The 23,716-nt window shown below is 69.1% G+C and carries 21 protein-coding genes and 1 tRNA gene; 10 read left to right on the top strand and 12 right to left on the bottom strand.

What is annotated here, in order from left to right; translation table 11 throughout:
* Positions 1–23: 23 nt before the first annotated feature.
* Positions 24–506, top strand: a complete 483-nt coding sequence (locus WFM69_RS07540; RefSeq protein WP_337003249.1) for a DUF3515 family protein — start codon at positions 24–26, stop codon at positions 504–506.
* A gap of 19 nt (positions 507–525) precedes the next feature.
* On the opposite strand, the gene WFM69_RS07545 is transcribed toward WFM69_RS07540, so the two are convergent.
* From WFM69_RS07545 to leuC, 6 genes are all read right to left on the bottom strand, one after another.
* Entirely contained in the window at positions 526–1,608 is a 1,083-nt protein-coding gene (locus WFM69_RS07545) for a D-alanine--D-alanine ligase family protein (protein WP_337003251.1), read from the bottom strand.
* Positions 1,514–2,647 (bottom strand): NAD(P)H-dependent glycerol-3-phosphate dehydrogenase, encoded by a 1,134-nt coding sequence (locus WFM69_RS07550; RefSeq protein ID WP_337003253.1) that lies wholly within the window; start codon positions 2,645–2,647, stop codon positions 1,514–1,516. Before WFM69_RS07550 ends, WFM69_RS07545 begins: the two co-directional genes overlap by 95 nt.
* Positions 2,637–3,401, bottom strand: coding sequence for a lysophospholipid acyltransferase family protein (locus tag WFM69_RS07555; RefSeq protein WP_337003255.1), 765 nt, complete (start codon positions 3,399–3,401; stop codon positions 2,637–2,639). The genes WFM69_RS07550 and WFM69_RS07555 overlap by 11 nt, the downstream gene beginning before the upstream one ends.
* A complete protein-coding gene (gene murA / locus WFM69_RS07560; protein WP_337003257.1) occupies positions 3,398–4,765 on the bottom strand; it encodes a UDP-N-acetylglucosamine 1-carboxyvinyltransferase in 1,368 nt (455 codons plus the stop codon). Before murA ends, WFM69_RS07555 begins: the two co-directional genes overlap by 4 nt.
* Before the next feature lie 65 nt (positions 4,766–4,830).
* Complete coding sequence (gene leuD, locus WFM69_RS07565) at positions 4,831–5,427, bottom strand: 3-isopropylmalate dehydratase small subunit (protein ID WP_337003259.1); 597 nt, start codon at positions 5,425–5,427, stop codon at positions 4,831–4,833.
* A 2-nt stretch (positions 5,428–5,429) separates the two neighbouring features.
* Complete coding sequence (gene leuC, locus WFM69_RS07570; protein ID WP_337003261.1) at positions 5,430–6,875, bottom strand: 3-isopropylmalate dehydratase large subunit; 1,446 nt, start codon at positions 6,873–6,875, stop codon at positions 5,430–5,432.
* 191 nt (positions 6,876–7,066) lie between these two features.
* Between leuC and WFM69_RS07575 the strand changes: the two genes are divergently transcribed.
* Both WFM69_RS07575 and WFM69_RS07580 read left to right on the top strand, forming a co-directional pair.
* Positions 7,067–8,362, top strand: a complete 1,296-nt coding sequence (locus tag WFM69_RS07575) for an O-acetylhomoserine aminocarboxypropyltransferase/cysteine synthase family protein (protein ID WP_337003263.1) — start codon at positions 7,067–7,069, stop codon at positions 8,360–8,362.
* A complete protein-coding gene (locus tag WFM69_RS07580) occupies positions 8,359–9,672 on the top strand; it encodes an LLM class flavin-dependent oxidoreductase (RefSeq protein ID WP_337003264.1) in 1,314 nt (437 codons plus the stop codon). The genes WFM69_RS07575 and WFM69_RS07580 overlap by 4 nt, the downstream gene beginning before the upstream one ends.
* 24 nt (positions 9,673–9,696) lie before the next feature.
* Here the strand turns inward: WFM69_RS07580 and WFM69_RS07585 are convergent, their stop codons facing one another.
* Complete coding sequence (locus tag WFM69_RS07585; RefSeq protein ID WP_337003265.1) at positions 9,697–10,701, bottom strand: TerC/Alx family metal homeostasis membrane protein; 1,005 nt, start codon at positions 10,699–10,701, stop codon at positions 9,697–9,699.
* A gap of 264 nt (positions 10,702–10,965) precedes the next feature.
* Here WFM69_RS07585 and WFM69_RS07590 point away from each other — a divergent pair, with 264 nt between their 5' ends.
* From WFM69_RS07590 to WFM69_RS07600, 3 genes are all read left to right on the top strand, one after another.
* Positions 10,966–11,523: an RNA polymerase sigma factor gene (locus WFM69_RS07590; RefSeq protein WP_337003267.1), complete on the top strand. Its 558-nt coding sequence runs from the start codon at positions 10,966–10,968 to the stop codon at positions 11,521–11,523.
* Positions 11,520–12,656 (top strand): DUF4349 domain-containing protein, encoded by a 1,137-nt coding sequence (locus WFM69_RS07595; RefSeq protein ID WP_337003269.1) that lies wholly within the window; start codon positions 11,520–11,522, stop codon positions 12,654–12,656. Before WFM69_RS07590 ends, WFM69_RS07595 begins: the two co-directional genes overlap by 4 nt.
* Positions 12,657–12,736: 80 nt before the next feature.
* Positions 12,737–14,050 (top strand): acyltransferase family protein, encoded by a 1,314-nt coding sequence (locus WFM69_RS07600; RefSeq protein ID WP_337003271.1) that lies wholly within the window; start codon positions 12,737–12,739, stop codon positions 14,048–14,050.
* Between the two features lie 54 nt (positions 14,051–14,104).
* Here the strand turns inward: WFM69_RS07600 and WFM69_RS07605 are convergent.
* Positions 14,105–14,177 (bottom strand) — tRNA-Glu (locus WFM69_RS07605).
* A gap of 151 nt (positions 14,178–14,328) precedes the next feature.
* On the opposite strand from WFM69_RS07605, the gene WFM69_RS07610 reads away from it, so the two are divergent.
* Entirely contained in the window at positions 14,329–14,967 is a 639-nt protein-coding gene (locus WFM69_RS07610; protein WP_337003272.1) for an MBL fold metallo-hydrolase, read from the top strand.
* Positions 14,964–15,494 carry a GNAT family N-acetyltransferase gene (locus WFM69_RS07615; protein ID WP_337003273.1) on the top strand — a complete coding sequence of 177 codons (531 nt, stop codon included), beginning with the start codon at positions 14,964–14,966 and terminating at the stop codon, positions 15,492–15,494. Before WFM69_RS07610 ends, WFM69_RS07615 begins: the two co-directional genes overlap by 4 nt.
* On the opposite strand, the gene pepN is transcribed toward WFM69_RS07615, so the two are convergent.
* Positions 15,491–17,974, bottom strand: a complete 2,484-nt coding sequence (gene pepN, locus WFM69_RS07620; RefSeq protein ID WP_337003274.1) for an aminopeptidase N — start codon at positions 17,972–17,974, stop codon at positions 15,491–15,493. The two genes, WFM69_RS07615 and pepN, sit on opposite strands and share 4 nt — an antisense overlap.
* A gap of 48 nt (positions 17,975–18,022) precedes the next feature.
* On the bottom strand, positions 18,023–20,473 hold the full coding sequence (locus WFM69_RS07625) for a hypothetical protein (RefSeq protein WP_337003275.1): 2,451 nt from the start codon (positions 20,471–20,473) through the stop codon (positions 18,023–18,025).
* Positions 20,474–20,607: 134 nt separating this feature from the next.
* Between WFM69_RS07625 and WFM69_RS07630 the strand changes: the two genes are divergently transcribed.
* Together WFM69_RS07630 and WFM69_RS07635 are read left to right on the top strand one after the other, a co-directional pair.
* Positions 20,608–21,105, top strand: coding sequence for a hypothetical protein (locus tag WFM69_RS07630; RefSeq protein ID WP_337003277.1), 498 nt, complete (start codon positions 20,608–20,610; stop codon positions 21,103–21,105).
* 2 nt (positions 21,106–21,107) lie between these two features.
* Positions 21,108–22,115 (top strand): hypothetical protein, encoded by a 1,008-nt coding sequence (locus tag WFM69_RS07635; protein WP_337003279.1) that lies wholly within the window; start codon positions 21,108–21,110, stop codon positions 22,113–22,115.
* Here the strand turns inward: WFM69_RS07635 and WFM69_RS07640 are convergent.
* Together WFM69_RS07640 and WFM69_RS07645 are read right to left on the bottom strand one after the other, a co-directional pair.
* On the bottom strand, positions 22,081–23,094 hold the full coding sequence (locus WFM69_RS07640) for a DNA topoisomerase IB (protein WP_337003281.1): 1,014 nt from the start codon (positions 23,092–23,094) through the stop codon (positions 22,081–22,083). The genes WFM69_RS07635 and WFM69_RS07640 overlap by 35 nt on opposite strands.
* A gap of 87 nt (positions 23,095–23,181) precedes the next feature.
* Positions 23,182–23,676 carry a hypothetical protein gene (locus WFM69_RS07645; protein WP_337003283.1) on the bottom strand — a complete coding sequence of 165 codons (495 nt, stop codon included), beginning with the start codon at positions 23,674–23,676 and terminating at the stop codon, positions 23,182–23,184.
* Between the last annotated feature and the right edge of the window lie 40 nt (positions 23,677–23,716).

Raw genomic sequence — 23,716 nt, forward strand, 5'->3', positions numbered from 1 at the left:
GCAGTCAAAGGTAGCCTGGAAGCATGCCCCGTTCCCGCCGCCTCGCTGCCCTCGCGGGTGCCGTGGTCCTCACCGCGACTCTCGCCGGCTGCGCGACCACCGTGCACCTCGAACCGGCAGCCGATGCGAACAACCCGGCCTGCGCCAACGTCTCCGTGCTGCTCCCCGACACGGTCGGAGACCTCGACCGCGTGTGGACCGATGCCCAGGCGACCGGGGCATGGGGCGACCCGACCGTGGTGCTGCGGTGCGGTGTCGATGTCCCCGCCCCGTCCGCGCTCGTGTGCACGACCCTCGGCGGCGTCGACTGGCTGGTCCTCGAGCAGGAGGACACCCGCCAGCGATTGGTCACCTACGGACGCGATCCCGCGGTCGAGGTGAACATCCGCCGGGGAGAGTCGGTCGACTTCCAGTCGATCGTCGACAAGATCTCCACGAGCATCCAGTCCGGCCTCGCCCCGGCCACGGCCAAGTGCACCGACCGGGTCGAGTTCCCCGCGAGCTGACGCCCGCGGGGAGTCGGTCTCAGCGGCGCAGGCCGGCCTCGACGAGCTCGGTGATGAGGTCGCCGTAGCTCAGCCCCGACGCCACCCAGCACTTCGGGAACATCGAGATCGGTGTGAAGCCCGGCATCGTGTTGAGCTCGTTCACCACGAGCTCGCCCGACGGTGTCAGGAACATGTCGACCCGCGCCAGGCCGCGACCGTCGACGGCCTCGAACGCCCGGACACCGGCATCCTGGATCGCCGCGAGCTCTGCCTCGGTCACCTCGGCGGGGCACACGACGTCCACGCCGTCGCCGCCGAGGTACTTGCCCTCGAAGTCGTAGAAGCCTCGGGAGGTCAGCACGATCTCTCCAGGAAGCGACGCTCGGACGCCGTCGGCGCTCTCCAGCACGGCCACCTCGATCTCACGACCGCTCACGCCCGTCTCGATCAGCACCTTGTCATCTTCTGCGAAGGCCACCGCCAGAGCGGCGTCGAGCTCCTCGGGGGCCTCCACCTTGGACACGCCGACGCTCGATCCGGCGCGCGCCGGCTTGACGAACAGCGGCAGCCCCAATGCCGCGGCACGGGTGCGCACGTCGGCAGCATCCTGATCCCACTCCCGACGACGCACGGTGACCCAGGGCGCGACCGAGATGCCCGCCGCCTGGAGCGCGATCTTCATGAAGTGCTTGTCCATGCAGAGCGCGGAGTCGAGGACCCCTCCCCCCGCGTACGGCACCTCGAGCGTGTCGAAGTAGCCCTGGATCGTGCCGTCCTCGCCGTGCGGACCGTGCAGGATGGGCAGCACCACATCGATCTCGCCGAGGCCGTCGACGGTGCCGTCGACCTGCACCACACGCAGCGTGCGGTCGCCTCCGGGCTCCGGCCACAGCACCCGCGTGCCGTTGTCCACGACCTCCGGGAGGTGCGCCGCGTCCAGCGGGAACTTCGCGGGATCGTCGTCTTCGAGCACGAACGCGCCCTCGCGGGTGATCCCCACCGGGATCACGGCGTAGCGGTTGCGATCAATCGCCCCCAGCACGCCCCCCGCCGTTGCGGAACTGATCGAATGCTCGCTGGAGCGCCCGCCGAAGAGCACCACCACCGTCTGCTTGTCCATGGTTGGTCCTCTCACCCTGCGGGGTGTCGTCGTCCGTCGTCAGGTGGGGTGCGATGTCACGCGGATCCATCTTGCCGTCGAGCACCATCTTCACCTGCTCGACGATGGGCATGTCGACTTCCGCCTCGCGCGCGAGCTGCAGGATGGGAGCGACGGAGGCGAGGCCCTCCGCGGTCTGCTGCATCTGCTTCACGACGTCCTGGAAGCTGTACCCCTGGCCGAGCAGGCGCCCGGCCGTGTTGTTGCGGCTCAGTGGCGACTGGCACGTGGCGATGAGGTCGCCGAGGCCGGCGAGACCCTGCAGGGTCTCGGGGTGAGCGCCGTTCGCCACCGCGAAGTCCGTCATCTCGACCAGACCGCGCGTGATGATCGACGCCTTCGTGTTCTCGCCGTAGCCGACCCCGTCGACGATGCCGATCGCGACGGCGATGAGGTTCTTGAGCACCCCGCCGAACTCGGTCCCGATCACGTCGGTGTTCACGAAGGTGCGGAAGTAGCTGTTCCGCGCGGCACGGGCGACGATCTCCGCCGTCTCCTGACTGCGCGACGAGATCACGGCGGCTGTGGGCTGCTCCCGGGCGATCTCCAGGGCGAGGTTCGGCCCGGAGGCCACGGCGATGCGATCGGGGTCGCAGCGCAGCTCCTGCTGGATCACCTGGCTCATGCGCAGACCGGTGCCGCGCTCGACGCCCTTCATGAGGCTGATGACCTTGGCGTCGCTGTCGGCGATCAACGGTCGCAGGGCCTTGAGGTTCTCACGGAGCGACTGGCTCGGCACCGACAGATAGACCTGGTCGACGCCGTCGAGCGATGTGGCCAGTTCATGCGTGGCCGTCATGGTGCGGGGCAGGTTGATGCCGGGCAGGTAGCGCGAGTTGCGCTTGGCCTCGTTGATCTCCTGCGCGAGCTCGGCGCGACGCGCCCACATCGTCACCTGGGCACCACCGTCGGCCAGGATCTTGCCGAAGGTGGTTCCCCAGCTGCCCGAGCCGATGACCGTGGCCCGAGGACCGACCGGAACCGTTCTCTTAGGAGTCAAGGCGTCCGGTCTCCTTCTGGCCGTGGCTCGCGGGGTTCCAGCGCTCCGCGGGAGCCTTCTCGTCGCGCAGCTCCTCGAGCAGCGCGGTGATCGCGTTCATGAGTCGATTGGTCGCCTCGGTGAGCGCGGCGGGCTCTCCCGCCCGATCCCGCAGGTCAGAGACATCGACGGGATCGCCGATGAGCACCTGCACAGGCTTGCGCAACGGCCACAGGCTGAGGCCCTTCTGGTAGCGCCCCATGATCGCCTGAGTGCCCCACTGGGCCATCGGGATCAGCGGGATACCGTCAGCGAGTGCCAGTCGCACCGCGCCCGACTTGCCGCGCATCGGCCACAGGTCGGGGTCGCGCGTGAGCGTTCCCTCCGGGTAGACGATCACGCCGCGGCCGTGCTCGACCAGCTCTTCAGACTGCTTCATCGTCTGCCGCGCGGATGACGCGGACGAGGTGCGCGCCACGGGGATCATCCCGGTGCGACGCAGGAACCAGCCCAGCACCGGCACCTTGAACAGGCTCTCCTTGGCCATGAACCGCGGGGCGCGACCGGTGCGCCACACCGCAACGGCGACGATGAGCGGATCGAACTCCGAGTAGTGATTCGGTGCGAGGACGAACGACCCCTGCTGCGGCAGCCTCTCGGCGCCGCTGACACGGATCTTCGCGATGAGCGCGACCGGCGGGATCACCAGCGCCGCGAGCGGCCAGAACACGCTCGGCCGCGTCGTCTCCGTCGACCGGGACGTCATACGGGTCACCGGATGACGTCGAAGTCGGCGCCGAGCGCGTCGAGCTTGGCGAGGAACTTCTCGTAGCCGCGGCTGAGGATGTCGACACCCGACACCTTCGACTCGCCGGTGGCCGTCAGTGCCGCGATCACGTGGCTGTATCCGCCGCGCAGGTCCGGCACCACGATATCGGCGCCGTGCAGAGGCGTCGGGCCGGTGATGACGGCCGCCTGCTCGAGGTCACGGCGGGGAACGCGTCGAGGACCGTCCTGCAGGCCACGCGGGTGCACCACGATGTCGGCACCCATCTTCACCAGGGCCTCCGTGAAGCCCATCCGGTTCTCGTACACGGTCTCGTGCACGACGGAGCGTCCGTGCGCCTGCGTCAGCGCTACGACGAGCGGCTGCTGCCAGTCGGTCATGAAGCCGGGGTGCACGTCGGTCTCGATCACGACGGGCTTGATCTCGCCGTCGCGACGGAACAGGATGCCGTCTTCCTGGATGTCGAACCAGCCGCCGGCCTTGCGGAAGACGTTGAGGAACGTCAGCATCTCCTGCTGCTTGGCGCCTCCGACGAAGATCTCACCGTCGGTGGCCAGCGCGGCGGACGCCCAGGACGCGGCCTCGTTGCGGTCGAAGATCGAACGGTGGTCGTAGCCGCGCAGCTTCTCGACGCCCTCGATCACGATGACGCGGTTCGGCTCGTAGGAGATGATCGCGCCCATCTTCTGCAGCACGGCGATCAGGTCCATGATCTCGGGTTCGATGGCGGCGTTGCGCAGCTCCGTCACGCCCTCGGCACGGACCGCGGTGAGCAGCACCTGCTCGGTCGCCCCCACACTCGGGTACGGGAGGTGGATGTTGGCGCCGTGCAGACGGGTGCCGCCGGTCGAGAGGCGGATGCCGCTGGGCAGCTTCTCCACGATGGCGCCGAACTTGCGGAGCGCGTCCAGGTGGAAGTCGATGGGGCGGTCGCCGATGCGGCAGCCGCCGAGGTCGGGGATGAACGCCTGACCGAGCCGGTGCAGCAGCGGACCGCAGAACAGGATCGGGATGCGCGACGCCCCGGCGTGCGCGTCGATCTCCTCGAAGTGGGCGGACTCGACGTCGCTCGGGTCGAACACGAGCGAGCCGGGCTCGTCGCCCTCCGAGACGCGGACGCCATGGACCTCGAGCAGCGAGCGCACCACGGCGACGTCGCTGATCGCCGGCACATCGCGCAGGGTGCTCACGGTCTCGCCGAGGAGGGACGCGACCATTGCCTTGGTGGCCAGGTTCTTCGCGCCCTTGACATCGACGCGACCTCGAAGCGGACGTCCTCCTCGAATGGCGAGGACGTCTCCGGTGAGTGCAGGGACTCCGTCCGGAAGAGCGTCGCGCACAGGTGTCGTCATTCGGAGCCTCACTTCGTTCACGGATTTCGGGGGCGGGTTGCCCCTGGCTCCCCCGCCCCCACCGCCTACTGAACGGGAAGGGTTCGGGGCCGCCACGACTCGCGACGGGCCTCGAACTGCGCGATCTTGTCTTCGTTGCGCAGCGTGAGCCCGATGTCATCGAGCCCTTCGAGGAGCCGCCATCTAGTGTAATCGTCGATCTCGATGTCGGCCTGGACGTCGCCGATGGACGCCGTCCGTGCCTCGAGGTCCACGGTCATCTGCGCCCCGGGATTCCGGTCGATCTCGGCCCAGATCCGCTCGAGATCCGCTTCCGAGATGGTTGCGGCGAGGAGTCCCTGCTTGCCCGAGTTGCCGCGGAAGATGTCGGCGAAACGCGGGCTGAGGACGACCTTGAAGCCGAAGTCACGCAACGCCCACACGGCGTGCTCACGGCTGGATCCGGTGCCGAAGTCGGGGCCGGCGACGAGCACGGATGCGCCCTGGAACGCCTCCTGGTTCAACACGAACTCGGGGTCCTGCCGCCAGCCGTGGAACAGGGCGTCGTCGAAGCCGGTCTTGGTGACGCGCTTGAGGAAGACGGCGGGGATGATCTGGTCGGTGTCGACGTTCGAGCGCTTCAGCGGAGCGGCGATACCGGTGTGGGTGGTGAACTTCTCCATGGTCAGAACCCTTCCGTCAGGTCGCTCGGGCTGGACAGCGTGCCGCGGATCGCGGTCGCGGCAGCGACGAGGGGCGACACCAGGTGCGTGCGCCCTCCCTTGCCCTGACGGCCCTCGAAGTTGCGGTTGGAGGTGGAGGCGCAGCGCTCCCCCGGTGCGAGCTGGTCGGGATTCATGCCCAGGCACATGGAACAGCCGGCGAAGCGCCATTCGGCTCCGAAGTCCTTGATCACCTGATCCAGGCCCTCGGCCTCGGCCTCCAGCCGCACGCGTGCGGAGCCGGGGACGACCATGACACGGACGCCGTCGGCCTTCTTCTTGCCCTGGATGATCGATGCGAAGGCGCGCAGGTCCTCGATGCGGCTGTTGGTGCACGAGCCCATGAAGACCGCGTCCACCGGGACCTCCTTGAGCGGGGTGCCCGGCGCCAAGTCCATGTACTCGAGCGCGCGCTCCGCCGCAGCACGCTCGTTGGGGTCGTCGATCTCGGCCGGATCGGGGACCGCGGACGACAGCGAGCTGCCCTGGCCGGGGTTGGTGCCCCAGGTCACGAACGGTTCGAGCTCGTCCGCGTCGATGAACACCTCGGCGTCGAAGGTCGCACCGTCGTCGGAGGGCAACGTGCGCCAGTAGGCGACTGCGTCGTCCCAGTCCTGCCCCTTCGGGGCGTGCGGCCGGCCCTCGAGGTACGCGAACGTCGTCTCGTCGGGAGCGACCATGCCGGCGCGAGCGCCCGCCTCGATCGACATGTTGCAGATCGTCATGCGCCCTTCCATGGAGAGCGCGCGGATCGCACTGCCGCGGTACTCGAGCACATAGCCCTGCCCGCCTCCCGTGCCGATCTTGGCGATCACGGCGAGGATGATGTCCTTCGCCGTGACGCCGGGGCGCAGGGTGCCTTCGACGTTGATCGCCATGGTCTTGAACGGCTTCAGCGGCAGCGTCTGCGTGGCCATGACGTGCTCGACCTCGCTCGTGCCGATGCCGAACGCCATGGCACCGAACGCGCCGTGGGTCGAGGTGTGCGAGTCTCCGCAGACCACCGTGATGCCGGGCATCGTGAGGCCGAGCTGCGGACCGACGACGTGGACGATGCCCTGCTCGGCGTCACCCAGCGAGTGCAGACGTACGCCGAACTCGGCGGCGTTGCGACGCAGCGTCTCGATCTGCGTGCGGCTCGTGAGGTCGGCGATGGGCTTGTCGATGTCCCACGTCGGGGTGTTGTGGTCTTCCGTGGCGATGGTCAGATCGAGCCGGCGCAGCGGTCGGCCCTCGCTGCGCAGACCGTCGAACGCCTGCGGGCTGGTGACCTCGTGCACGAGGTGCAGGTCGATGTAGATGAGGTCCGGCTCGCCGTTCTCGCCCTTGACGACGAGGTGGTCGTCCCAGACCTTCTCTGCGAGGGTCCTGCGGCGTGCGGAATCGGCACCGGTTGCGGGGGTGGTCATTGCGTCTCTCCTGTGGCTGGCGGTTCGGCCCACGATGGACTCCGCGACGAGGAGGGGCTCTAGAGCGAGGTCTCGTCGCGGCGCCTAAGAAGAAGGAGCACGGTCCGCATGACGTCAGATTACCACCGCTCGGACATGCTCCGACCCGCCGTGACACTCTGTTGAGCACCGAACGACCGAGAGGCACCAGCATGACCGTCGACACCGCCCGCTTCGCCACCCGTGCGGTCCACGCGGCGAGAAGCCGCGAGACGGCGGCGTCCCGCGCGACGCCGATCTACCTGACCGCCGGGTTCGAGTTCGACGACTTCGACCACGCCGCGGATCATTTCACCACCGGCACCGGCTTCGGTTACACCCGCACGGGCAACCCGACGGTGCACGCCGTCGAACGCCAGCTCGCCGCGCTCGAAGGCGGGGCCGATGCGGTGCTGGTCGCCAGCGGACAGGCGGCGGTCGCCACGGCGCTGCTCACGGTCGCGGGCGCCGGCGACCACATCGTCTCCTCCACCCACATCTATGAGGGCACCCGGGGTCTCCTGCTCGACAACCTCGCCCGGCTCGACATCGAGACGACGTTCGTGGACGACATCGCCGATCCGGATGCCTGGCGCTCGGCGATCCGTCCGAACACGCGCGCCCTGTTCGCCGAATCCCTCGCGAACGCCCGCAACGACGTGCTGGACATCGCGGCGATCAGCGCGATCGCCGACGAGTCCGCGATCCCGTTGATCGTCGACAACACGCTCGCGACGCCGGCTCTGCTGCGTCCGATCGAACATGGGGCGGCGATCGTCGTCCACTCCGCCTCGAAGTTCCTCGCCGGGCACGGGTCCGTGCTGGGCGGTGTGATCGTCGACGACGGCCGCTTCGACGCCGAGCACGCCGGCCACAACGCCCCCCATCTCGTGCTCCCTGGCAGAGGCGGTACCCCCAGCGTGGCCGCACGCCACGGCGGCGGGGCCCGCATCGCGTACGCCCGGGAATCGGTCGCTCCGCGCTTCGGCGCCTCACCCTCGCCGCTCAATGCGTTCCTGATCGGCCAGGGCGCGGAGACGCTGGGGCTCCGGGTCGAACGGCAGTCGCGAAATGCGCTCGAGATCGCGCGCTGGCTGGAGGCGCACGACGAGGTCGAGAGCGTCGACTACGTCGGTCTGCCCTCCCACCCCGACCACGAGACCGGCGCTCGGTACCTGCAGGGCGGCTTCGGCTCCATCTTCACGTTCACGCTGCGCGGTGGGCTGCCCGCGGCGCGCCGTTTCGTCGAGCAGGTGCAGGTGTTCATCCACATGACGCACATCGGCGATGTGCGCTCACTGGTGCTGCATCCGGGCACGACGAGCCATGCGCAGCGCACGGAGGAGGAACGCGAGGCGCTCGGCGTGCGGCCGGGAACGCTCCGTCTCTCGGTCGGCATCGAAGACGTGGAAGACCTGATCGCAGACCTGTCCCAGGTGCTCGCCGGCGTGAGGGAGACCGTCGCATGACGCGTCCCCAGCACTTCGGCTGGTTCCTCGCCCGCGGCTTCGGTCCGCAGGGATGGGGATACCCCTCGCTCGACTGGGACTACGACTGGACCCGGCCGGAGATCTACCAGGAAGCGGCGCGCACACTCGAACAGGCCGGGTTCGATCTCGTGATCATCGAGGACAGCCCGTCGCTCGGGTCACCCGACACGATCGACATCCGCGTGCGGCACGCGTTCGGCGGACCCAAGCACGACCCGCTGCTGCTCGCGCCGTACCTGTTCCAGGCCACGAGGCACCTCGGAGTCGTGCCCACGGTGAATCCGGCGGCATCCCTGCCGTTCACCTCCGCGAGACAGTTCGCGGCGCTGCAGCACCTGAGCGGGCACCGGCTCGGGCTGAACGTCGTGACCGACACCGGGAGCGCGCGCCATTTCTCCGATGCACCACAGCTCGGTCACGACGAGGCCTACGACCGAGCCGAGGAATGGCTCGACAGCATCCGCGCCCTGTGGCACAGCTGGGACGACGGTGCGCTGCTCGCCGATCGTGCGACCGATGTGTACGCGGACGGGTCGAAGTTGCGTCCGATCCGTCACCGTGGCGAGTACTTCGCCTTCGACGGCCCCCTCAACGCGCTCCCGTTCACCGACGGCGAGCCGGCCATCGTGTCGCCCGGAGGCTCGGGCAGAGGCCTCGGCTTCGCCGGGGCGAATTCCGACGTGCAGTTGGCCCTCGCTCCGTTGCACGAGGCGTCGGTGCGCGCCTACCGTGCGAAGGTGCACGACGCGGCGATCGCGAAGGGACGACGGCCGGAAGACATCAAGATCCTGTTCGCCATCCAGCCCGTCATCACCTCATCCAGCGACGAGGCCGACCGTATCGTCGCCGCTTCCGCGCACCCCGATGACGCGGCGCTGGTGCAGGTCGCGCGCAAGCAGTCCAGCGATCTCGAGACCGACCTGACGTCGCTGGACCTCGATCGACCGCTCGACCTGTCCCTCTTCGGCGCCCACGTCTCGCGCGGAAGCATCCAGCGGCTGGTCGGCGACCGCGGCGAGGACGCTCCGCTGCGGGCGCACCTCACCGCGCTCGCACGCGCAGGCCGGATCACCGACCGCACCGGTTTCGTCGGCACAGCGGACGAGTTCGCCGACCTGATCGAGGAGCTCGGCGACTGGGGCAACGACGGTGTGCTGCTGTGGGGCGACTTCCACCCGGTCACGCTGCACCGCACGCTCGATGAGCTCGTCCCGATCCTGCGCCGTCGCGGACTCCTCCGTCGCGAGTACGTGGACGGCGGCCTGCAGGCGAACCTGCGCGCGTTCTGAACCGCGCCGGTCCGCCCGTCTCGACTACTCGACGAGCGTGGCCTTCTTCTCGGCGCGCTTCTCCCGCGAGGAAGCCACCAGGCTCGCGATCGTGGCGACCGTCATGGACACCAGGATCACACCGAGCGAGACCATGTTGTCGATATCGGGCACCCATTCCACGTGCTGACCGCCGTTGATGAACGGCAGCTCGTTCACGTGCAGAGCGTGCAGGATCAGCTTGACGCCGATGAAGCCCAGGATCACCGCGATGCCGTAGTGCAGGTAGCGCAGACGATCCAGCAGGTCGCCCAGCAGGAAGTAGAGCTGGCGCAGACCCATCAACGCGAAGATGTTGGCCGCGAACACGAGGAAGCCGTTCGTGGTGATCTCGAAGATCGCGGGGATCGAGTCGATCGCGAAGATCAGGTCGGTGACACCGATCGTAATGAAGACGATCACCATCGGCGTCCACATGCGCTTGCCGTCGACCGTGGTGCGGATCTTGGAGCCGTCGTACGTCTCGCTGATGTCGATGCGTCGGCGGAGCAGGCGGACGATGAAGTTCTCGCGCTTCATGTCGTCCTCATGCTCACCCTCCGGCATCGCCTGACGGATCGCCGTGTAGATGAGGAACCCGCCGAAGATGTAGAAGATCGGCGAGAAGTTCTCGACGATCGCGACGCCCGCGAGGATGAAGAGGCCGCGCAGGACGAGCGCGATGATGATGCCGACCATGAGCACCTGCTGCTGGAGGCGACGCGGGACCGCGAACTGCGCCATGATCAGCACGAACACGAACAGGTTGTCGATCGACAGGCTGTACTCCAGTGCCCATCCGGTTACGAAGTCACCCGCATTCTGCCAGCCGGCGACGGTGCCCAGCAGCGCCGCGAACAGCAGCGCGAGTCCCACGTAGAACACGACCCAGAGGGTCGATTCCCTGGTCGACGGGATGTGCGGCCGCAGCCGGATCAGCAGCAGGTCGCCGATCAGGATGATCGACAGGACCACCATCGAGGTGATCTCGAACCAGAGTGGGATTTCCAAGGGCGCACGGCACCTTTCGCGAGGGTCGGGAATGAGCCGAAAGTCTCTCCCCCGCACGATCGTGCGGCGCGCGCCCGGAGCAACGATGACGGTGCTCGTGATGACGTTACGCGCGGATCCGGGATACTCCCTCTCGCCTGCGCAATGCTACCGGAGCGGCGAGGCCACGAACCCCGTGAAGTCAGAAAAACTCCTTGCAGCGGATCTGAGACGATGAGGCATCCGCCGACACTTTCCCGATGAGAGACACCGAACGGAATCAGGATGCCCGTGCAGACGAGTGATCAGAAGTGGGCGGCGCAGGCCGCGGCAGGTGACGAGAGCGCCTTCCGCGAGCTGTACCGAACCCATGTGCGACCGGTCTACTGGATCGCCCAGGGCATTCTCGCGTCCCCCGCCGACGCGGAAGACGTGACGCAGGAGACGTTCGTCGTCGCCTGGCGCAAGCTCCCCGACCTGGAACTGCAGGGCGAGTCGATCTTGCCCTGGCTCGCGACGATATGCCGGTTCCAGGCGGCGAACCGGCTCCGCCAGCGGCGACGCGACCAGGCGCACACGGCTGATGCGCTCGACGAGACCCTCGCGGACACCGTCAGCGTCGAGGACCAGGTCATCACGGCCGACCTCGCCGCCCGGATCACCGCCGAACTGGGCACCCTGAGCGATCTCGATCGTGAGATCTTCCGCCTGTGCGCGTCCGAGGGCTACGCCTATCAGGCGGCGGCCGAAGAGCTCGGTGTGACGCACGCCGTCGTCCGGAACCGTCTCTCGCGAGTGCGCACGCAGTTGCGAGGCGCCGTGACGGAAGTGAGAGACGCATGAACGACCAGAACCCCCACGACGAGCTCCCCGCCCTTTCTGACGAGACCATCGCGCGGATCGAGGAATCGGTGTTCGCAGAGATCGCCGCCGAGCGCACCCCCGCGCAGCCTGCCGTGGCCAAGACCCGTGCCCGCCGGCGCGGGTGGCTCACCGCGGGAGGGATCGCGGCCGCCTTCGTCGTCGGCGTGCTCGTCACCCCTCCGATCCTGGCCGCCGTCGGCGGTGCATCCTCGATGACCGCCGACGGAGTGAGCATGTCCGGCGGCTCGGTCGCCGACTCCGCACCCGCCTCCCCCGAGCGCATCACCGGCGTGACACCGGAGTCGCTGCCGGACGGCGCACTGAGCTCCGACGTGAACGGCGCGGCGCTTCCGGGCACCGCGGTCTCGGACAGCGGTCGCGAGATCATCGCGACCGCACAGGCGACGGTGCAGGTGAAGAGCATTCCCGACGCGGCATCGGCGATCACCGCCCTCGCCGAGGAGCACGGCGGCTACGTCGAGAGCACCGAGATCGGCAAGGCCGTGGCCGTCGACGGCATGTCCGCCCCCACCGCCCCTGCAGATTCCGCCTACGGGTGGATCAGCATTCGCGTGCCGTCCGCCGACCTGGCCGATGTGATCTCGGCCCTCGCCGAGTCGGGCGACGTCCTGTCGTCGTCGACCTCGAAGCAGGACGTCACCTCGGTGGCGATCGATCTGCAGGCACGCGTCGACTCGACGAAGGCGTCGGTCGAGCGGCTCACGGAGCTGATGGCCCAGTCGGGCTCGGTCTCGGAGCTGATCGAGGCGGAGGTCGCTCTGACCGACCGTCAGGCACAGCTCGAGTCGTACGAGCAGCAGCTGGCTGCCCTCGACGATCAGGTCGCGATGTCCTCCCTGCAGGTGCAGTTGACCACCGCGCCCGCGCCGACCTCTGCGGATCCCGCGGGCTTCGGAGACGGCCTGCTGGCGGGCTGGAACGGCCTCGTCGTGTCCCTCAACGCTCTCGTGATCGCGCTGGGATTCATCCTCCCGTGGCTCGCGGTCGCCGGTGTCGTGGTGCTGGTCATCTGGCTGATCCGTCGGACGCGCCGGAACCGTCGCGCCGCGCGAGCGACATCCGAGCCGACGACCGACGACGCGATCTCCTGAGCGCCGGGCAGTCTGCTTCATATCGCCACGACCGCTCGCCCTGAGGGGCACGAGTGTGCTCTGTCGTTAGAGTCGACGCCATGAGCAGCGCCGCCACCGATTCGACGACCCGCACGATCCCGGCCGGACGCGATCTCACTCTCGACCTCGTGCGCGTCGCGTGCGTGCTGCTCGTGGTCTTCGTGCACGTCCTGTTCACCGGAGTCGGTCGTGCCGCGGACGGATCGCTTCTGATCGAGAAGACCGTGGAGGCCCAGTCCTGGTTCGCCCCGGCCTCCTGGATCGCGAACATCATGCCGCTGTTCTTCGTCGTCGGCGGGTATGCCGCACGAGCGGGGTGGCGATCCGCGCAGGCACGCGGCGAGACGGCCGATGCCTTCGTGCGCGTGCGGCTCGCCCGCCTCGCGCGTCCGGCGCTCCCCCTCTTCCTTTTCTTCGCGATCGCCCTCGGAGCGACGCGGTTGCTGGGAATCGATCCCGGGCTCGTCGACACCATCGCGATCGGCGTCGGGTCGCCGCTGTGGTTCCTCGCTGCCTACATGGTCGCCCAGGCGCTCGCGCCGACCATGATGCGACTGCACGAGAAGCACGGCGCATGGGTCGCGGTCCTGCTGCTCGTGGCGGCCCTGGCCGTCGATGCGTTCCGATTCCTGGTCATCGGCGGAGTCCTGGGGATCGCGCCGGTCCCTCCGACCGGGTACGGGCTCGGGCAGGAGCTCTTCGGCATCCCGAACATCCTGTTCGTCTGGCTGTTCGCTCAGCAGGTGGGGTTCTTCCTCTACGACGGATGGTTCACGAGGAGATCCTGGTGGCAACTCGTCCTCATGATCGCCGGCGGATACGCAGCGCTGTGGGGACTCGTCTCCCTCGGCGGCTACACGCAGAGCATGCTCGGAAATCAGTGGCCGCCGACGGCGACGATGGCCGTGCTCGCCGTCATCCAGGCAGCAGCGCTGACGCTCCTGCACGGCCCGCTCACGGCGCTCATGCGCACACGCGCCGCACAGGGCACGGTGTTCCTGATCGGGTCGCGGCTGATGACGATCTACCTCTGGCACCTGCCCGTGATCATGGTGCTCGTCGGCATCGAACTCCTGCTACCCCTGCCGATGCCCGCACCCGGGAGCCCGGCCTGGTGGTGGACGCGACCGGTGTTCTTCGTCATCGTGCTGGCCGCGGTCTGGCTGCTCTCACGGGTTCTCGGCCCGTTCGAAAGCACTCCACCGCTCGGCCGGCCTCGCCACCCCGGATCTGCGACGACCGTGACCGCGGTGCTGCTCTTCGTCGCCCCGGTCGTGGCCATCACCGCGTACGGTCTCGACCTCGCACTCTCCGTGCTCGCCGTGCTCGGCACGGGCGCTGCGCTCCGGCTCACGCGTTCGATCGCAACCTGAGTCACCCGGATACGAGAAAAGCCCCCGGCGAACCGGAGGCTTTTCTGTGTTGTGTGACCCCAGCGGGATTCGAACCCGCGTTACCGCCGTGAGAGGGCGGCGTACTAGGCCGCTATACGATGGGGCCGTCTGGCGAAACGTTTCCGTCGCGCGACAACCGTTCAAGTATGCCATGGCGATTCTCGCTGCGCCAAATCGACGCCACCTCCCCGTGACGCCCGGGCGTGGCGCGCGGAAATCCGTTTGCCGTGAGCCGGGCGAAGGAGTTGACTCGTCTCATGCGCGTCACCAAGTTCGAACATGCCGCCCTCCGCCTCGATGCCAACGATGAGACCCTGCTGATCGATCCCGGTTCGTTCACCGCACCGCTCGACGACCTCAACGGTCTCGTCGGGATCGTCATCACCCACGAGCACCCCGATCATTGGACCGCGGAGCACTTCGACCGCCTGCTGCGCGGGGCACCGGGTACGCCGATCTACGCGCCGTCCGGCGTTGCACGCGCCGCGGAGGGCTACGACACCACGGTGGTGTCCCCCGGCGACACCACCGAGGTCGGCGGCTTCACGCTGCGATTCTTCGGCGGCACCCACGAGGTCATCCACTCCTCGCTGCCGGTCGTCGAGAACGTCGGCGTGCTCGTGAACGACGAGCTCTACTACCCGGGCGACTCGTACGCCGTCCCCGAGGGAGTCACGGTCGGCACCCTCGCCGCCCCGCTCGGCGCCCCCTGGCTGAAGATCGGCGAGGCGATCGACTTCGTCCTCGCCGTCGCCCCCCGCCGTGCCTTCGGCACCCACGACATGACGCTCTCGGTCATCGGGAAGAACATGCACCGTCAGCGCCTCCAGTGGGCGACCGAACAGGACGGCGGCGAGTTCTTCGTGCTGGAGCCCGGCGACACGCTCGACCTGTGAGCGCGCCGACACCGCGCCTGCTCCCCCGACCCACCGCACGCCTGAGGTTCCGGGAGATGACCGCGGACGATCTGGACGCGATCGCCGACATGCTCGGCGACCCCGAGGTCATGGCGTTCTATCCCGCGCCGAAGACCCGAGCAGAGAGCGCGGAGTGGATCGCACGCATGCAGCAGCGCTACGAAGAGCACGGCCACGGCCTGTGGATCATCGAGACCCATGACGGTGAGTTCGTCGGCGACTGCGGGCTGACCTGGCAGTCCGTCAACGACCTCCCGGTGCTGGAGGTCGGCTACCACGTGCGCCGCGTGATGCAGCGGCAGGGCTACGCGACCGAGGCGGTCCGCGCCTGCGTCGAGCTCGTCGCCCGCGAACTCGCACCCACGCAGCTCACCGCGATCATCCACCCGGCCAACGATGCCTCCCGTGGCGTCGCGGAGAACCTCGGGATGACCCACATCGACGATGACCGTGCGCACCCGTGGATCGTGCGCACGGTCATGGGGATGCCGGTGTCGCCGGCCTAATCCTGCGCCGCGCGCACGCGCAGGTCGCGCGCGAGGTGGTCCCGCTGCTCGATCACGAGCCGGCGCAGTGCTGCCGGGGCATCCAGGTGTGAGTCGAGCCACGCATCCGTCGGCTCCAGCGACTCCGCCGCGGGGAACAGACCGAGCACGAGGCGGCGGGCGATCTCGATGCTGCGATCGTTCCAGGCCGGAGCGATCCGCGCGAAGTACTCGTCGTCGAACCCGGCGATCAGGTCGCGGCGTCCGCCGGCGCGGAACCCGGCGATCTCGGCATCCAGATGATCGTTGCTCAGCTCGAGGTCCTCCCACGCCGACGCCCAGGCAGCGGCGCGCGTCTCGGGGGTCGGTCGTGAGGCCCGTGCCCGCCGTGCCGCCGTGCGTCCGTCGCCCGTGTCGTCATGCTGCTGCTCGGCATCCACATCGGCGAGGTCTGCATGCCCCGTCGTGACGAGCGCGCCGAGGAACTGCCAGCGCAGGTCGGGATCGACCACGAGCCCCTCGGGCACCGCACCGTCGAGGAGGCCACGGATCTCGCTGTGCCGCACATCGTCGAACGCGGATGCCGCGGCGAGGGCCCGCGCCCACGAGAGCTGCGCATCGCTGCCGGCATCCGCGGCCTGCAGCGCGTGCCAGGCGGCCTCGACCCACGAGCGCTGCTGATCCGCACGCCGCGCGTCGGAGACGAAGTGGCGCAGCGCGAAGGCGGCATTGAGCAGCACGCCCGCGAGCAGACCACCGTTCTCCTCCCTCGGGGCGTGGGCACGCACGATGTCGAGGTACCGCACCGCATCGAGCTCGCCGTCGCGCGTCGCGTTCCACAGCGACGACCACACGAGGGCCCGGGCGAGCGGATCCTCGATCGCGGACAGCGACTCCTCCACCGTGCGCAGCGAGCGCTCGTCGAGGCGCGCCTTGGCGTAGGTGAGGTCGTCGTCGTTGAGAAGCACGAGGTCGGCCGCGGGGAGATCCACCGCGGCCCGCTCGTCGATCAGGTCGAGCTCGCGCTGCTCGCGGCGCACGATGCGTCCGTCTTCCGCGCGGTCGTACAGTCCGATGCGGAGGCGGTGCGGTCGCGGATCGGTCTGACGCAGGAAGGACCCGCCGTCCTCGGTCTCGATCCACAGGGTCGAGACGCCCGACGTCTGCAACCACGCCGCCGACCAGTCGCTCATGTCCCGTCCGGAAACGGCACTCAGTTGCACGAGGAAGTCCGCGAGCGTGGTGTTCCCGAAGGCGTTCGCGGCGAAGTAGCGCCGCGCGCCCTCGAAGAACGCGTCATCGCCGACGAACGCGACGAGCTGCTTGAGCACCGCCGCCCCCTTGGCGTAGGTGATGCCGTCGAAGTTGAGCTTCGCGGCCTCGAGATCGGTGATGTCCGCCACGATCGGGTGCGTGGTCGGCAGCTGGTCCTGCTGATACGCCCACGCCTTGCGCGTCGCGGCGAACTTCACCCAGGCGTCGTGGAACCGCGTCGCGGCCGCCGAGGCATGCGCGCCCATGTAGTCGGCGAAGGATTCCTTGAGCCAGAGGTCGTCCCACCAGGTCATCGTGACCAGGTCGCCGAACCACATGTGCGCCATCTCGTGCAGAATCGTGTTCGCCCGTGCCGCCCGCTGCGCATCGGTCGCCGCGCCCCGCGACAGGTACGACTCGGTGAAGGTGACCAGGCCCGGGTTCTCCATCGCACCGAGGTTGTACTCCGGGACGAAGATCTGGTCGTACTTGCCCCACGGGTACGGATACGCGAACGCGTCGGTGAAGAAGTCGAGCCCCTGCCTCGTGACCTCGAGGATCTCGTCCCCCTCCAGGTGCGGCGCGAGCGACCTGCGCACGAACACGCCGAGCGCGATCTGCTGCTCGTCGCGCCGCCACTCGCCGTCGACACGGGCGTAGGGTCCGGCCGCGACCACGGTGATGTAGCTGGAGATCGGGAGCGTCGGGGCGAACTCCACCCGCTGCACGCCGACGCCGTGATCGGTGTGCACGGGCGACTGGTTCGACAGCACCTCCCATCCCGACGGCGCATCGACCACGAACGTGTACGAGGCCTTCATGTCCGGCTGCTCGAAGCACGCCATCACCCGCCGCGCATCCGCCGGCTCGTACTGCGTATACAGGTAGGTCTCGTCGTCGACCGGATCGTGGAACCGGTGGAGGCCTTCGCCGGAGCGGCTGTACGTGCCGACCGCCTCGATGCGCACCACGTTCGAGGCCGCGAGTCCCGTGATCGCGATGCGGGCCCCGTCGTACACGACCTCCTGCTCGACGTCGTTCACCACGACCCGACGCACCTCTTCACCGATGAAGTCGATCCACGTCGCGGACGTCGTCGCATCGAACTCGAGCGTCGTCGCGGTCGAGAATCCGGTGCGGGCACGCTCGGGTGCTCCCGTCAGATCGAGCTCGACTCGGATGCGGTGCACGGTGACGGCAGCGGATCGCGCGGCGGTCTCCTCGCGGCTGAGGTTGGCGGTGTCCATGCCTCCATCCTGGCATTCCGGGGCATCGTGGATGTCGCGGTCGCCCGGTCACACCGTCTGCAGGCGGTGCCCGATCTCGGCATAGACCTCAGCGGATGCACGCGCGAAGGCCGCCGCCGTCTCGGTATCCGCCTGCGCCTCGGCGATCCCCGCGAGGATGCCGTCGCTACGGGCCACCTCCGCTCGGTCGCCGGTCGCTTCCGCGATGCTCCGCGCTTCCCGCGCGTGTCGCTCGGCATCGACGAGCCGGCCGCGGGGTCCCGCTCCGGCGGCAGCGAGCACGAGGATCTCGGCCAGCGAATTCGCCGCCTCGGTCGCGATCAGCGGAGAGCCGGCCCGCTCCGCCTCCCGCAGCGCGCCCTCGGCAGCGGCGATCGCCCGCGGGAAGTCACCCGCACGCCCCGCGATGCGCGCCTCGAGCAGGTCGAGGTCGGCAGAGGTGCCGTACTCCCCCGCGACCTGCAGGGTCTGCCTCGCCGCGGCGCAGAGCTCACGCGCACGCGCATCGTCGCCACGCGCTTCCGCCACCAGCGCCAGGGTCCTGCGGACGAACGGCAGCGAGTCGACGCGGGACTCTTCGAGGAGAGCAAGGAGCTCGCCCTCGGCCTCATCCAGCCGCCCGATCGCGAGCAGCAGCAGCGGGCGGTTCCCCCGGACGACCGCCACGTTGAGCTCGTCCGCCTCGGCGCGCGCCATCGACAGCGCGACGGTGTATCCCTCCATCGCCTCCGGGTAGCGCGCGAGGATCCGCAGGGTGTCGGCATGGTTGCCGGTCGCGCGTCCCTCGACGATGAGGTCGCCCGCCGCGCGGGCCTGTGCGATCGCACGCTGATACGACACGAGCGCGTCTTCGAGGTGGCTCATCCAGCGTTGCACGTTCCCGATCTGATTCCAGGTGCGGGCGAGCGCGGATCCCGTGGCGATGCGTCGCACCCGGTGCAGTGTGATGAGAGCCTCGTCGAGACGTCCCAGCTTCTCCGCGCAGTGCGCGATGCCCAGCGCGATCTCGGGCACGAGTTCCAGTCCTTCCCCACGCGCAGCCAGGTCGTGCAGGCGCAGCGACTCGCTCCACAGCGACCACCGGGACAACGCCGGGTGCGCCTCCAGTGCGAGCTGTTCGACGGCCGCGTCCTGACCGTGCTCACGCGCTGCTGCGGCGACCGCCAGCACCGAGGTGATCTCCCGGGCGGCGTAGTCGGGGTCGTCGTGGATCCGCGCACGCACGGCCTCAGCCGCCCGCCGAACGAACCTCCGGCGCGCCGAAGACGGTCGCAGCGAGCGGGAACGTTCGGCGGCGAACGCGAACACCGTGGCGTGCATGCGCACACGACCGTCGCGCACCTCGACGAGGTGTCGGGCATGGAGACGACGCAGGTCGGCTGGAGCAGAGGGGCCGCTCGCCGCAAGCAGCAGGTCCTGATCGAGATCTCGGTCGAGCAGCGCGGCATCCGCCAGCAGGTCGGCCTCGCCTGCGCTCAGGGAACGTGTCGCTGCTTCCAGCACGGGACGGATACGCGCGTCACGTGGCTCGCGTTCGAATCGGGAGGCGAGGTCCTGGAAGGACCAGCCCTCGTGCTCGCGGACGATTCCGGCGAGCATCACGAGATCGAGGGGCAATCCTCCGCCGACCGCGACGATCCGGCGAAGCGCATCGGCGCGAAGGGCGACCTCCGCTCCCGCCGCACCGCCGTCGCGCTCTTCGACCAGCAGACCCGCAAGCAGCCGCTCGGCTTCGTCGTCCGCCAGCGGGGGCACGACGACCCTGGCGAGCCGAAGTCCGTCCGGACGCAGCCGCTCCCCCAGGTTCGCGAGGTCGTCCCGGGCGGTCACGATGTAGCGCACCCCGGGGACGAGCAGCGCCGCCAGGCGACGGGCGTCACCGGCATCCTCGAGGACCACGGTCGTGCCGCGCGCGGCGCTCCGGAGACGCTCGCGCAATCGAGACAGCTCGTACGGCAGCGACCGCACGCCGAGGGCGCCGAGCATCCGACGCAGGACATCGATCGGATCCGGGTGCGGACGATCGGTGTCGGATTCCCGCAGCTGCACGGTCAGCACTGTGCCGGGACCGGCGAGAGCGGTGGCCAGGGTGGTCTTGCCCGCCCCGGGGAGGCCGGTGAGCACGACCACATCTGCGGGAGGGATGGTAGCGAGAAGCTCCTCCCTCCCGATCTCAGCGCCGGGGGCGTCGCGCGGAGCGAGTGAGACCTCGATGTGCACGCCCGACCGCTCGCCGTTGAGCATGCGGGCCGCGTCCCGCCAGAGAGCGGCGTCCGCGGGGTCGCTGCCGAGCACACGGACGATGTCCCCGACGAGGGCATCGTCCACCCGCCGGCGTCCGGGGCGGAAGCAGTCGTACACCGTCACCTTCGCCGGCTCCGCGCCCGTACGGAGCTGCCCGATGCGTCGGGCGATCTCCGCGTAGGACGGCGACCCCGCCTCGATGCGCATCCTCCCCAGCCCGAGACACAGTTCGTCGAGGGTGCGCGGGGCCGGCATGCTCCGAGCCTATGGCAGGCCACCGCACGGGTGCCGCGTTCGGGCTCGTTCGGACGCCGTTGCCGTCGCGGCCTACGCGCCTAGGCTCGCTCGACGGAGAGGCCGCCCGACCTCCCGGACAAGGAGAGAACCCCATGACGACACGTGCCGAGATCGCCGCGAAGCTCGACGACTTCGCGTTCCAGAAGGTCAACTTCGGCGGCTTCCTGATGAACAAGCGCGCGAAGAACTCGCACGCGCTGTGGACGCGCACGGCCGACAAGGGGGTCACGGAACTGACCATCCTCACGTCGAGGGACTTCGGCGAGGGCAACGTGTACGACGTCGCCGCGTTCACCCTCGATGGCACGGTTCCGGCCGATGTCGTCGCGGAGCTGCGCGAGCAGGCCGACGCCCTGGCGGATCGCATCAACCTCCGTGAGCACGGCTACGTCTACACCTGCCTCGAGCCGTGGGACGGTGGCAGTTCCATCTGGATCTCGAAGAAGCCGGAGTTCCGGGCGTTGAGCCGTCTCGACCAGGGCGTCCACGTCATCCCGATCCAGCGACTCAGCGGTCTCGACGAGCCGCGGTGGCTGGCCTGGGCCCGTGAGGGCGGGCAGCTGAACATCGCCATCGTCTACAAGCCCTGACGGTGTCGATCCCACCCGATCAGCACACTGTCCCGCACGCCGCGCCGCGTGTGCGGGACAGCGTTCTCCTCGCCTGCGCCTCAGCGGCCTATCTGGCGATCGCAGCGAGCATCGCCTTCTACATGATCCCGGTGGGATTCGGGTTGACCGGCCCGACTCTCGTCGTCGCCCAGGTCGCTGCGGTACTGCTGGGGGCCGCGCTCCTCGCGTCTGCGCTGCTCGCGATCCGCCGTCACCGTCGCACACGCGAGCTGCTGGTCGAACTCGCCGAATCGCTGGGATGGGTGTATCGGGCAGATATCGGCGACCGTCTGTGGGGCGGCGCGGTCGACGAGCAGATCGACCGCGGACAGCGCACCTCGCAGGACCACCTGGACGCACGGCGCACCGGGCTTCCCTTCGACAGCGTCGAGCGCACGTTCGTGGTCGGCGACCGCGAAGGAGCCACGATGCACACCATGCGCGCCGTCCGCATCCCGCTGCCGGCCGAAGCTCCGCGCATCATGCTCCGCTCCCGCCGGGGCGCAGGCCCGCTCAGTGTGCTTCCCCGACGACCCGCAGGCTCCTCGGAGCTGCGTCTCGAGGGCGACTTCAGCGACGTGTTCCAGGTGTCGGTCCCGCGCGGGTACGAGACCGATGCGCTGTACGTGCTCACTCCCGACCTGATGGCCATCATCCTGGATGAGGCTCCCGACCTCGATCTGGAGATCGTGGACAGCACGCTGCACGTGTACTTCCCGGCCGTCGACCTGACGCACGAGGACGAACTCCGGCGATTCCTCACGGTGATCTCGGCGCTGCACGACCGTTTCGGGCGTCGGACGCTGCTGTACCGCGACGAGGCCGCGACACCTCTCGTCCCCGGGTCCGCCCGTCGAGCCGGGGAAACCCTCGCCGCACGTGCTCGTTCCGTCGACACCCGCGTGCGTTGGCTGCCGGTGGTGGCGGCGGTGCTCACACCGCTCGTGCCGATGCTCATCGCCGTCGTCTGGCTGTCCCTCGCCGGGTGACCTTCCGCGAGACCTCCGGTCCGCCGAGCAGCCGACGGATGGCCGTCTCCGGCGTCACGGAGAGGTCGAGTGTGCGTCCGCGCGCGTACTGGCGGAACACGCGCGGATCGATGTAGCTTCCGCGGGCGACGGCCGTCGTGTTGCCGAGCGCGGTGGCCGTGGCCTGCACCGCCAGGCGCTCGGCCCGGTTGCGGTCGCTCCGGCGATCGAGCTCGCCGATCCGCGACAGCGCGTCGGCCGCGATGATGGTCCCGTGGAGGGTGCGGAAGTCCTTCGCCGAGAACGTCGCCCCGGTCACCTTCCGCAGGTAGGCGTTGACCTCCGCCGGGGTGATGTGCACGCGGCTGCGACCTCGCCGGTAGGCCAGCAGGAACGCCCCCGACCTCCCCGCGGCGAAGTCGGTGAGCGCGTCGGCGAGGGACTCGTCGGTGATCTCTATCGAGGCGGTGCGTCCACTCTTGGCGGGGAACGACAATGCGACGTCACCACCGGCCACCTTCACATCCCTCCGGCGCAGGGTCGTGAGTCCTCGGCTGCCGTGCCGCACCAGATACCGTTCCGATCCGATCCGCAGGGCCGCATCGTCGAGCAGTCGGAACGCGACGGCGAGAGCCCTCTCCTTCGTCTGCCCTTCCTCGTCGAGAGCTCGGGTCACCTGGGCCCTGGCAACCGGAAGGGCGGCGGCGAGCTCGAGCGCGCGCACGAACTTGCGACGGTCGCGGCCGACCCGCCACAGCGGGTGGTACAGATACTGTTTCCGCCCCGCACCGTCGATGCCGACCGCCTGGATGTGCGCCAGCGGATCGGCCGCGATCCACACATGCTGCCAGGCCGGCGGGATCACCAGATCGTGGATGCGTTCCCGATCGGCCTCCGGTGCGGGCTCGCCCTCCAGGTCGAGGTAGCGGAATCCCGATCCCGCGCGCACGCGGCGAAACCCCGGGTCCTCCCCCGGCACGACACGATGCAATCTGGCCATCCCAGCTCCCTTCGACTCGTCTCGGAGTCGAGGATGTCGTGGCGGGCCAGCCAACGGTAGGGCGTGGCGCGACGGGGCGTCGTCGTGCTATCCGGCCTCCGCGCGAGGCGCGGCGAAGGCGCTGCGCATGTGGTCGCTGGTGAGGAAGTCGGCGATCCCGATCATGATCAGGCTGAAGACGATCTGCTCCGACACCATCCACAGCGGATAGAGACCGGGGATCGCGGCCATCACGAGTGTGATCACGGGGAAGATCTGTGCGAACAGACGCAGCCGCTGATACGCCCAGCGCCAGCCACGCTGCGCTCGCCAGGCGAAGTAGAACAGCGTGGCGGTCATCGCGAGCACGACCAGCGTCCGCATCCACACCGCGAAGCCGACCGCCTCACCGTCGGCGGCCAGCGCCAGGGCGACGACGACGGCGCCCACCCCGATCACCAGCTCGACGACGAGGAGCCAGAGGATCCAGGTGAACGCGCGCACGGTCTTCGGATGGGTGCGGTCGGCCTCGCTGATCGCGACACCGGCCTGCCGCCCGCCCGCGATCCGGTCGAGTCGGAGGAAGAGGGACTCCAGAGCCATGCTCGGAGCCTATTGCGTCAGCCGCGCGCCGTCCTCCTCC

It is taken from the genome of Microbacterium sp. LB12, from assembly GCF_037150835.1.
GTDB lineage: Bacteria > Actinomycetota > Actinomycetes > Actinomycetales > Microbacteriaceae > Microbacterium.